The following is an 11865-nucleotide window of genomic DNA, read 5'->3' on the forward strand; positions in this document are numbered from 1 at the left end:
AAAATGGCGAGCTCCGTAGGAGCGGAATTTTGGTGATGAGACGGATGGATCGAAAAATTCGCTAAATGAAATACTAGATAAAATTTTAATGTGAATTTTAAAAGGAAGCTCCGTAGGAGCGGAATGTTTGTAGATCAAACAGATAATTTTAAATTGAACCCCGTAGGAGTGATACAAAAATGGCAAATACTTATATTCAGATTTATATTCAATTTATCTTCGCTGTACAGGGAAGGCAAAATCTAATTACTTCTTCAAACAGAGAGGTTTTACAAAGATATATTTCTGGAATTATTGAAAATAGTAATCAAAAACTCTTGGCTATTTATGCAAATCCAGACCATGTTCATATTCTTGTAGGCTTTAATAGCTTGAATCTCAAAATTTCAGATTTTGTGCGAGACATTAAAGCAAATTCTTCCAGATTTATTAATGAACGAAAATGGCTGGCTGGAAAATTTAATTGGCAGGAAGGTTATGGTGCATTTTCTTATTCTAAAAGTCAGATTGATAAAGTGGTTAATTATATACTTAATCAGGAAGAACATCATAAAAAGAAAAGTTTTAGAGAAGAGTATTTTGAACTTTTAAATAAATTTGAAATACAATACGAGGAAAAATATGTGTTTGAATTTTATGACGGTTAAAAGTGTCGCTCCTACGGAGCTCCGCCCAATTTTATCAACTGAAAACTACAAACATTTCGCTCCTACGGAGCTTAAATAATAGAACAAAATATGGAAAATCAAGAAAACCAAAATACACCACCACCTATTCCGATCATTTTAGAGAAAGAAAATGATTTTCATTCACGAATTGATATGATGGAACTGCGTGAAAGTTTAGAAAAAGTAAAATCTGAAATCGGTAAAGTAATCGTCGGTCAACATGATATGATTGAGCATCTATTGGCGGCTTTGCTATCAAACGGTCACGTTTTGATTGAAGGTGTTCCGGGAGTAGCAAAAACCATTACGGCAAAACTTTTGGCGAAAACGATTGACGTAGATTTCAGTAGAATACAGTTTACGCCAGATTTGATGCCTTCTGATATTTTGGGAACATCAGTTTTCAGCATGAAAAATTCTGAATTTGAATTTAAAAAAGGTCCGATATTTTCGCATTTTGTTTTGATTGATGAGATTAACCGTTCGCCTGCCAAAACCCAATCTGCCTTGTTTGAAGTGATGGAAGAAAGACAAATCACAATGGACGGAACGCAGTACGAAATGGAAGCTCCATTTTTAGTGGTTGCAACACAAAACCCTATTGAACATGAAGGAACGTACAGGCTTCCTGAAGCACAGCTGGATAGATTTTTATTTAAAATAAATGTTGGATATCCGAATCTTGAGCAGGAAATTGCTATTATCAAGAATCAGCACGAGAGCAGACAAGAGGACAAAACAGATGTTGTAAAGCCTGTGATTAGTGCGCAACAATTAGGCAATTACCAGAAATTAGTAAAAGAAATCATCGTTGAATCTCAACTGATAGAATACATTGCTAAAATCATCATCAATACAAGAGAAAATCAGTTTTTATATTTAGGTGCTTCGCCAAGGGCGAGTTTGGCCTTGCTGACAGCTTCAAAAGCTTTTGCTGCGTTGAGAGGAAGAGATTTTGTAACTCCAGAAGATATTAAGGAGGCAAGTTATGCAGTGTTAAGACACAGAGTGATTGTGTCGCCTGAAAGAGAAATGGAAGGATTGACGGCCGATGAAATCATTCGACAAATTTTAGAAGGAATAGAAATCCCAAGATAAGAATCAAAAAGAATTTAGATTTGATTGTCTGAAAACTTTTTAACTGAATAAAAAATGAAAAACCTATTCATCAATAACCGCTTTTTTTTCGCACTCATCGGAGTGGGGATTCTGTATGTTTTTGCGTTTTTCTTTCCGTTTTTGATGATTGCTGGTCATGTCGTTTTGTTGTTGGTTTTTTTAGCAGCAATGGTTGATTATTTACTTTTGTTCAGAGAAAAAGAGGGTGTTTTAGCTCAGAGAATTTTACCCGAAAAGCTATCTAACGGCGATGAAAATCCGGTAAAAGTTGATATTAAAAATAATTATAGTTTTAAAATCAGTACAAAAGTTATTGATGAAATACCATTTCAGTTTCAGAAGAGAGATTTTTTAATTGAAAAACAGATTGAGTCAGGTAAAAATACTTTATTTCAATATATTCTTGAGCCTAAGGAAAGAGGAGAATACAGCTTCGGAGCTTTAAATATTTTTGCGTCGTCACCTTTGGGTTTTGTATCAAAAAGGTTTACATTTCAGAAAGATGCGATGTTGCCAGCGTATCCGTCATTTGTTCATCTCAGAAAATATGAACTGATGGCTTTGCAAAATGAATTTTTGCTTGGAGGAATAAAAAGAATCAGAAAGCTCGGTCACACGATGGAGTTTGAGCAGATCAAAGAATATGTTCCCGGAGACGATATCAGAACAATCAACTGGAAAGCGACTTCCAAAACCAATCGTCTGATGGTGAATCAGTTTCAGGATGAAAAATCGCAACGTATTTTTATGCTGATTGATAAGGGCAGAACAATGAAAATGCCTTTCAAAGGTTTAAGTCTACTTGATTACTCCATTAATGCGAGTATGGCGTTATCGCACATTATTCTTAAAAAAGGCGACCGAGCCGGAATGATGACTTTCTCCAAAAAAACAGAAAATAAAGTGTCTGCCGATAATAAATCCGGTCAGTTGAGAAGAATTTCAGAAGCATTGTATAATATTAAAACAGATTTTTTTGAAAGTGATTTCAACAGGTTGTATCAGGATGTAAAATATTCTGTGAACCAAAGAAGTTTGGTTTTATTGTTTACGAATTTTGAAACATTAGACGCTTTAAACCGTCAGATGAAATACCTCCGTGGAATTGCCAAAAATCATTTGCTTGTCGTTGTTTTCTTTAAAAATTCTGAATTGCAGACTTTACTTCACAAAAATCCTGAAAGTATGCAGGAAATTTATGATGAAGTAATTGCTGAAAAATTTGAATTTGAAAAAAAACTTATCATTCAGGAGTTAAGAAAGTACGGAATTTACTCTGTTTACACGCTTCCGGAAAATCTGAATGTGGAGGTGATTAATAAATATCTTGAGATAAAAGCGAGAGGGATTTTGTAAACTTAAATGTCTAAAGTGAAAACCCCAATATTCATTCTATGTTTTTACTTCATTTTTTCTTGTAATGAAAAATTGAATAATGAGGATGATTTTGTAATTTTTAAAACAAATCCAAAAGTTGAAAATATTTCTTTCTATTGGAAAGACGATGACGGACGAATTTTAAGAAGTGTCGACAATCTCAAGAAGAAAGTTGAACGGGAAGATAAGTATTTAAAGTTTGCAATGAATGGTGGAATGTTCACAAAAAATAATTTCCCCAAAGGCCTTTACATAGAAGATTTTAAAATATTAAACAAAATAGATACATTATCTGGCGAAGGAAACTTTTACCTCAATCCCAATGGAATCTTTTATCTAACAAAAAATAATGATGCTGAATTAATTGAAACAAAAAAATTCAAGCACGATTCAAGCATCAAGTATGCAACTCAATCTGGCCCGATGTTGTTAATTAATGACGAAATAAATCCAATATTTGAGAAAGATTCCAAAAATCTTAATATCAGGAATGGAGTAGGGATTTTAAAAAATGGAAATGTAGTTTTTGTTATGTCGAAGAATGAAGTTAATTTTTATAATTTTGCTTCTATATTTAAAGAACTAGGATGTACAAAAGCTTTGTATTTGGATGGTTTTGTTTCAAGAACTTACTACCCTGAAGGAAATTGGATTCAAAAAGACGGAGATTTTGGAGTTATGATTGGAATAACTGAATCAAAAAAATAAATTTAAAAATGAAAATAACACTCAACCGAATAAACGACGATTTTTTATTTGAATGCACCAACTCACAGGGAAATTCAATTCTTCTAGACAACACTTCCCAACCCGGCGCAAAAGGAGTTTCACCCATGGAAAGCGTATTGATGGCAGTTGCAGGATGCAGCGGAATCGATGTAGTTTCAATTCTGAAAAAACAAAGGCAAGACATTACAGGTTTCAAAGCTGAAGTGGAGGGCGAAAGAATTCCTGTAGAAGATGCAAAACCGTTTAAATCAATTATTGTTAAATTCTTTTTAGAAGGAAATATTGATCCAAAAAAAGCTTTAAAAGCTTCAGAATTGTCATTCGAAAAATACTGCTCGGTTTCAAAAACTTTAGAGCCCAACGTAGAAATTGGTTATGAAGTTTATGTAAATGGTGAGAAAGTTTAGCAAGCAAAATTTATAATAAAAAAAACCGGATAAAGCTATCCGGTTTTTTCTATTTATGAGAATTGATTTTTTACTTTTTAATGATTTTGGTGCTTTTCAGACTGCCATCTTTCATAATGTAGCTCAAAATATAAACTCCTGATTTTACACCTTCAAGACGTAAAGTAGAACTAGGATTTTCAACAGTTTTTACAGTAACTCCTGATAAATCTGTAACCGTCAAGCGTTTGATGTTTTCTGATTTTTCGATATTTAAAATATCCTGGAAAGGATTAGGATATGCTAATCTTTCTTTTGCTTTCGGCGCAGTTTCGTTGGTAGCTAAGGCTATTGGTTGTAGAGTAACTGTTACTTTCCATGTGTTATTATCAACCTTATTAAAATCAGCCGAACACCCAGTATCTCCATAAGTTCTCCATGCTCTAAGTTCAAAACTTACATTACCCGTGAGATCATTTGCGAGAGAAAGCCCGGTTCTGTTGTAAGAAAATGTTCCTGTATTTCCGTTAGCTCCATTAGATCCTGCAGTGACCGAGGCTTCCGTAGTATTATTGGTTGTACAAACTAATAAGCTTCTTTGTTCAGACATCCATCCATTTGAAACTGTAGACATCGAGTAAGACACATTGGTAGAGCTTATTTTATAACCTGTAGGAACATTAATAGTTATAGTTCCTGGGCAGCTTGAAAAAGAACTAGTTGTTGGGTCAAAATCAGAATATTCGGTATTAATATCTCCACCAGTGTAAGTTGCAGAAGCTTGACCAGTAGCAATTTCGATCATTTTCCAGAATCCTTTTACTGATCCGCAGTTTGAACGAATCCAAAAATAATAACTCTGACCTGTCGGAAGTCCGCTTAAAGTTACAGAAGTTGTTCCTGCTGCTACTGATCCTGTAGGAGATGTTGTTCCTGTTGGCGGAGTAGAGGTTGTGCTATAATAATATTCATAACCTGAAGATGGAGCAGTTGCCGGAGGAGTCCAATTGACTGTTGCTCCTTGCATAGCGGAAGTATAGGTAAGATTGGTAGGTGCTGGACATGAGGTGTAAACATCTGCTGAAAAGGCAAAAATATTCGGTATTCCACCAGTTCCTGTTTTTGTTATCGTGACACTTACAATGTTTTTAGACTGATTAGCCGCGTCAATGGAAAGAGGAATTTGATATAATCTTGGGTCATCACCGTATCCGCTTTCCAGATTATCATTGGTGATATTAACTCTGCCAATTCCCTTAATTGCGTAATTTGGGCCATAGTACCAATCTGAAATAGCTAAAGACGTAAAAGTCTGGTTAGTTCCATCTGAAAAATTGACAACAGCATCCACTGTTGTATCACCACTTCCACCTGTAGCAAGCATATAAAGGCTTAATGCGGGCGTAGGAGTAGCAAATGTAAGAGTGCCGGAATCATTGGTGTTTTGTAGTCTTAAAGAATTATTAGAACTATAAGGAGCCAAGATGTAATTGAGACCTGTGGTGGATCCAACAGCTGAATTGATAATGCCGTTAGCTGGCAAGCCGTAACTTAATGCCGGACCAGTAGCTGTCAATTTGAAATCTGTAGATATAAAAGCGAAACTTACACCATCCACATCATTATTTGTGGAGCTTGCAGAAGTACCAATACCATTTGCAATGACATCAGCATTAAAACCGCTTTGAATAGTAATTGGCTGATATTCTTGTGCGTCAACCTGATTGAAGATTAAGAATGCTGCTGCAATAGCACTCTTAAAAAGTAGCTTTGTTTTCATTGTTAGTTTATTTGTTATTTGTGGTGCTAATATAGTGAAATAGATGTGTTTTATTTATTATAATTAATAAATTGATATCAAATTTATATTTAATAGCTCTTATTGTTGTTTGTTTTATATTTTACGTTGGTGAGTTGTTTTTTTAGTTTTTTTTTATCTTAAAAGCTGCTTTTAATTGATGTTAAAAAAAATAAAAGCAATAAAAAAACCGAGATTCTAGAAATCTCGGTTCAAATTTTATTCATAAAATTGATTATGCCAATCTTGGTTTCATCAGTTTCGCCACAGTTGCCGTCCATCCTGTTTGATGAGATGCACCTACGCCACGACCGTTATCTCCGTGAAAATATTCAAAGAAGGTAATGTAATCTTTAAAGTTTGGATCATAATTAAACTTATAATTTCCGCCATTGAAAGCTCTTTGCCCGCTTTCGTCTTTTAAGAATATTGAGCAAAGTCTGTTGCTGATATTTGATGCTACTTCATCAAGATTTTTCTGTTCTCCGCTTCCGGTCGGGAATTCAATTTTCAAACTGTTTCCGTAATAAAAATGAAAACGCTGAAGACTTTCCACAATCAAAAAATTAATAGGAAACCAGATAGGGCCTCTCCAGTTGCTGTTTCCGCCAAACATTCGGCTGTCACTTTCTGCAGGAGTATAATACACTACATTTTTATTGCCATGAACAGTAAATACAAAAGGATTTTCTTCATACACTTTTGACATCGCACGGATTCCGTATGTGCTCAGAAACTCTTTTTCATCAACCATTCTGGTTAACACCTTTTTTAGTCTTGTTCTACGGAGAATACTCATCAGATGTTTTCTGCCACTGCCTTCTTCGTCCCAATGAGAAACAAGATTGGCGAGTTCCGGCTTGTTTTTCAAAACCCAATCCATTCTTTCACGGAAATTCGGCATTTTATCTAACAGATGATGATCAATAATTTCCACTGCAAACAACGGAATTAGTCCCACAATACTTCTCAATCTTAACGTTACGCTTTCACCATTTCCGAGTTGAAGTACATCATAAAAGAATCCGTCTTCTTCGTTCCAGAGACCTTCCTTATCTTCTCCCATATTTTCCATCGCCTCGGCAATGTACAGATAATGTTCGAAGAATTTAATCGCCATATCTTCATAAACCTGATAATATTGAGCCAGTTCCATTGCGATACGCATCATGTTCAGCGCGTACATTGCCATCCAGCTCGTACCGTCAGCTTGCTCAAGATGTTCACCATCTTTCAGTTCCATATTACGGTCAAAAGCTCCGATGTTGTCTAGTCCTAAGAATCCACCGCCAAAAATATTCTTCCCGTTTTTATCTTTTCGATTGACCCACCAAGTAAAATTCAGGAGTAGTTTTTGAAAAACTTTTTCTAAAAATAAAAGGTCGGGTTTCCCATTTGCTTTTTCATCTATTTTAAATACCCGGAAACAAGACCAGGCATGAACAGGTGGATTTACATCACTTAAGTTCCATTCATAGGCAGGCATTTGTCCGTTAGGATGCATGTACCATTCTTTAGTCAAAAGAAGAAGTTGATTTTTAGCAAAATCACCATCAATAATTGCATAAGGAACACAGTGGAACGCTAAATCCCAAGTCGCATACCAAGGATATTCCCATTTGTCGGGCATTGAGATGATATCTTTATTGTGAAGATGTTCCCACTCGGTATTTCTCACATAATTATTAAAATCTCTCGGAGCTTCATGATTGGGGTCACCCCTCAGCCATTTTCCTACATTATAATGGTAAAATTGTTTATTCCAAAGAAGTCCTGCAAAGGCTTGTCGTTGTACATTTCTTTCATCTTCGTTCGGAACATCCTGCTGAATTTCTTCGTAAAATTCATTCGCTTCAGAAAGTCTTGCATTAAAAATGCTTTCAAAATCATAAAACGGATTATCTAAATCATTTGAACATAACCGCAATTCAAAAACTTCAGATTGACCGGCTTTTATTTCTGCTTCAACAATAAATGATGCTTTGGAACCCTTTTTCTCAGGATTAATTGTGTTTTTTTGATGAATTATAAAATCGTTGATTCCGTCTTTGTAATAGGTATTCTCAACTTCAGGACTTCCGTAAAGTTTCGAATTATTAGTTTCATTATCACAAAATACGCGCTGGGCATTTCTGTTTTTAGAATAAAACTTTTTTAAAGTAATGCTGTCGTGATTGATGCTGATACATCCTTCATGAGAATCTTCCAGCTGTCCTTGATATTCATTATAACCCCATTTCCAGTTATTTCTGTACCATGCGGTAGGTAAAACGACAATCGGTGCATCTTGATTGCTTCGGTTACAAACCGTAACTCGTACCAGAATGTCGTCAATATTTCCTTTACAATATTCAATAAAAATATCAAAGTATTCATCCTTATCGAAGATTCCGGTGTCTATGATTTCATACTCAGGTTCTTTCTTGCTTCGTCTTCCGTTTTCGGCAACTAAATCTTCATAAGGGAACTTATTGATGGGATATTTGTACACCATTTTCATATAGCTATGAGTGGGTGTATTATCTAAATAGTAGAAAATTTCTTTAATGTCTTCTCCATGATTTCCCTGAGGATTGCTCAATCCGAAAAATCGTTCTTTTATTCTTTCGTCATTTCTATTCCAAAATGAGAGCGCAAAACAAAAAAGTTGTTTGGTATCTGAGATTCCGGCAATACCTTCTTCGCCCCAGCGATAAGCATAGCTTTCGGCATTGTTGTGATTGGCAAAGCGCCACGCATCACCGTTTGGGCTGTAGTCTTCACGTACATTTCCCCACTGTCTGTTGCTCACGTAAGGTCCCCAGTTCAACCAATTTTTATCCTTTAGTCTTTGCTTTTCAACACTCATATAACATCATTTTTCATTGCTAAGGTAGATTTTTTGACAAAAAAAACCAATTTTTTTAAGCTTAATAATTCTTAACATCCTTCAGAAATGCTTTTAATGAAGGGATTTTTAACGATAAATAAAATTTATTTATTTTTTTTAAAAGAAATGTATTATCTTTGCACCATTCGTTCATTTACATATTGAAAATGTTATCAAGAAAGGTTGAGGGATAGACCCTGTGAAACCTTAGCAACCCTTTGCGCAAGCGAAGAAGGTGCTACGTTCTACCAAATAAAATTTTATTTTGGACAGATAACTTACTGAAGTTCTTTTCAGCCATTTCTCATGGCATTTTCAAATTTATTTTAATAATATAAAATTGAAAACAGAACTGCAACATATTAATTTTTTGTACACAACCGATTCCCAAAAGGAATATCATATCTCATTAAGCTATCAGCTTTTTGGGAAAGACTTGTTTTCTGCACCCATTATTTTGGTCAATCATGCTTTAACCGGAAATTCAAATGTTTCCGGAGAAAAAGGTTGGTGGAAACAATTAATTGGTGAAAATCAGGTTATTGATACAAATAAATATACAGTTCTCTGTTTCAACATTCCCGGAAGCGGATATGATGATTTTTTTATTGATGAATATTCAGATTTCACCTCTTCAGACATTTCTAATATATTTCTGAAAGGTCTTGAAACTTTAAATATTAAAAACGTATACGCCATTATCGGAGGCTCGCTCGGAGGCGGAATTGGTTGGGAAATGCTTGTTAAAAATACAGATTTAGCAGAGCTTTTTATCCCAATTGCCTGCGATTCCAAAACTCATGATTGGTTGCATGCTCAATGTCTCGTTCAGCAATTTTTATTAAATGGAAATGATGAGCCACTTCAGAAAGCCAGAATTCATGCGATGCTGTGCTACAGAACACCTCAATCTTTAAACGATAGATTCCAAAATAAATTCAATGAGGAAAAACAGCGGTTAGAATCTGAAGATTGGTTGAATTATCACGGGAAATCTCTTGCCGAAAGATTTAGTTTAAAATCTTATCAACTGATGAATCATTTATTAATGAACATTAATGCAAACGACAAAGATTTAGGTAAAATCAAAGCACGAATGCACATGATCTCTGTAGATACCGACTTATTTTTCCCGGCTTCTGAAATCCGAATGGGTTTTAATAAGCTGAAAACTGAAAAAAATGATGTTTTCTATCACGAGATCAAATCAATTCATGGGCACGACGCCTTTTTAATAGAATACGAACAATTAAATTTTATCATAAAAAATATTTTGTAAAAATGGAGCTCCGCGGAATTCCATCACGCAAAAACAAATAAATAAGTAGAGATGAATAAGACTAATGCAAACGAAATAAAATTTTTTAAAAACAGATCAATCATTAAATTTGAAGGAGCAGATTTCTTAGGTGAAATCGGGATTGACGGCAGGGTTTTTAAAGCGCTTACTTTGGCGCGAATCAGTGTAGGAGTAATTTCTCAGCAAGCCGTTGAGAACGGACTTTCGATTCTTGTACATGAAGATGATTCTGAGAAGGCAGTCAATTGTCTGATCGAAGAATTTGCTGCTGAAAGAAAATCAGGCAAAGTTTCTCAGATTTACAGCATCAATAATGTTTCTGTCATTGGTTTTGTGGCAGATGATTTAAATAAAATACTTTCCGAGCTCGCAAGAAACAATGTTTTCCCATTGCTTTTAAATCAAAACTCAAGCGAGAAGCGCATCAATATTGTGGTGACGTCTTCACAGGATGAGAAAAGTAAAAATATCATTGAATCGGAAATTTTCAAAAAACCAAAAACGGTTCATTTAGCAATTATCGGACACGGTAATGTTGGGAAAACTTTGATTGAGCAAGTTTTACATTCTTCAGAAGAAATTAAAAGAAGAAAAAATATTCATCTTAAAGTGGTTGCGGTTGCCAACTCCAGAAAAATTGCCTTCAACAAAAAAGGATTTGATAACACGTGGGGTGATGAGGTTTTTGCAGCTGAAAAATCTTCAAATGTTGACGAGTTAATTAATTTCTCGAAAGAAAATCAGCTTGAAAACCTGATTGTTGTTGATAATACAGCAAGCGTTGACTTTGTGAAAAACTATCAGACTTTGGCCGAGAATGGGTTTGATTTGGTTTCGTCAAATAAAATTTTCAACACACTTCCGATTGAAGAATATCGTAAACTAAGATATACGTTGAATAAAAATAACAAAAAATATCTTTACGAAACCAATGTTGGAGCAGGTTTACCATTGATTGATACAATAAAACTTTTACACCTTTCCGGTGAAAATATCACAAGAATTAAAGGTGTTTTCTCAGGAACATTGAGTTATGTGTTTAATAATTTTTCTTTAAGAGATGATAAATTTTCAACGATCGTTAATGAAGCTTTAGAAAAAGGTTTTACCGAACCAGATCCAAGAGAAGATTTGTCAGGAAATGATGTTGCAAGAAAGCTGTTGATTTTGGCAAGAGAATTAGATTTAATTAATGAATTTACGGATATCAATATTCAGAATTTAGTCCCTGAAGCTTTGCTTTCAGTTTCAAAACAGGAATTTCTTTCAAGACTGGAAGAACTGGATGACGAATACGACAAAATCAAGAAAAATCAGGAGCCGAATCACGTTTTAAGATACGTTGGTGATTTGCATGGTGATTTGCAGAAAGAAAAAGGAGAGCTAGATGTGAAACTAATTTCCGTTCCTGCAACTTCCGCTTTAGGACAATTGAAAGGTTCAGATTCAATTTTCGAAATCTACACCGAAAGTTACGGTGAAAACCCAATTGTCATCATGGGAGCAGGAGCGGGAGCGAAAGTAACTGCACGTGGTGTGTTTGGTGATATTTTAAGATTGAGCGAAACAAAATAATTTTTGTAAAAGTAAAAAGTATAAATGTAAGAAAGTCCCAAAGG

Annotated in this window: 9 protein-coding genes and 1 riboswitch; of the genes, 7 read left to right on the top strand and 2 right to left on the bottom strand. The window is 34.8% G+C overall.

Annotated features, from left to right (window positions below):
- Nucleotides 1–179 precede the first annotated feature (179 nt).
- The 5 genes from tnpA to LNP04_RS13760 all read left to right on the top strand — a co-directional run bounded on the left by tnpA (nt 180) and on the right by LNP04_RS13760 (nt 4300).
- Nucleotides 180–647 carry an IS200/IS605 family transposase gene (gene tnpA / locus LNP04_RS13740; protein WP_229983499.1) on the top strand — a complete coding sequence of 156 codons (468 nt, stop codon included), beginning with the start codon at nt 180–182 and terminating at the stop codon, nt 645–647.
- Nucleotides 648–737: 90 nt separating this feature from the next.
- Nucleotides 738–1766, top strand: coding sequence for an AAA family ATPase (locus LNP04_RS13745; protein WP_407928601.1), 1029 nt, complete (start codon nt 738–740; stop codon nt 1764–1766).
- A 54-nt stretch (nt 1767–1820) separates the two neighbouring features.
- On the top strand, nt 1821–3143 hold the full coding sequence (locus LNP04_RS13750; protein ID WP_229983500.1) for a DUF58 domain-containing protein: 1323 nt from the start codon (nt 1821–1823) through the stop codon (nt 3141–3143).
- Between the two features lie 72 nt (nt 3144–3215).
- Nucleotides 3216–3872: a phosphodiester glycosidase family protein gene (locus LNP04_RS13755; RefSeq protein ID WP_229983501.1), complete on the top strand. Its 657-nt coding sequence runs from the start codon at nt 3216–3218 to the stop codon at nt 3870–3872.
- An 8-nt stretch (nt 3873–3880) separates the two neighbouring features.
- On the top strand, nt 3881–4300 hold the full coding sequence (locus LNP04_RS13760; RefSeq protein WP_229983502.1) for an OsmC family protein: 420 nt from the start codon (nt 3881–3883) through the stop codon (nt 4298–4300).
- A 70-nt stretch (nt 4301–4370) separates the two neighbouring features.
- On the opposite strand, the gene LNP04_RS13765 is transcribed toward LNP04_RS13760, so the two are convergent.
- Entirely contained in the window at nt 4371–6059 is a 1689-nt protein-coding gene (locus LNP04_RS13765) for a T9SS type A sorting domain-containing protein (RefSeq protein ID WP_229983503.1), read from the bottom strand.
- Between the two features lie 253 nt (nt 6060–6312).
- A complete protein-coding gene (locus LNP04_RS13770; RefSeq protein ID WP_229983504.1) occupies nt 6313–8925 on the bottom strand; it encodes an MGH1-like glycoside hydrolase domain-containing protein in 2613 nt (870 codons plus the stop codon).
- A 188-nt stretch (nt 8926–9113) separates the two neighbouring features.
- A riboswitch (SAM riboswitch) is annotated at nt 9114–9226 on the top strand.
- Nucleotides 9227–9286: 60 nt separating this feature from the next.
- Between LNP04_RS13770 and LNP04_RS19595 the strand changes: the two genes are divergently transcribed.
- Nucleotides 9287–10225: an alpha/beta fold hydrolase gene (locus LNP04_RS19595; protein ID WP_229983505.1), complete on the top strand. Its 939-nt coding sequence runs from the start codon at nt 9287–9289 to the stop codon at nt 10223–10225.
- 51 nt (nt 10226–10276) lie between these two features.
- Nucleotides 10277–11821 carry an ACT domain-containing protein gene (locus LNP04_RS19600; protein WP_229983506.1) on the top strand — a complete coding sequence of 515 codons (1545 nt, stop codon included), beginning with the start codon at nt 10277–10279 and terminating at the stop codon, nt 11819–11821.
- Nucleotides 11822–11865 lie beyond the last annotated feature (44 nt).

The organism is Chryseobacterium sp. C-71, from assembly GCF_020911865.1.
Lineage (GTDB): Bacteria > Bacteroidota > Bacteroidia > Flavobacteriales > Weeksellaceae > Chryseobacterium.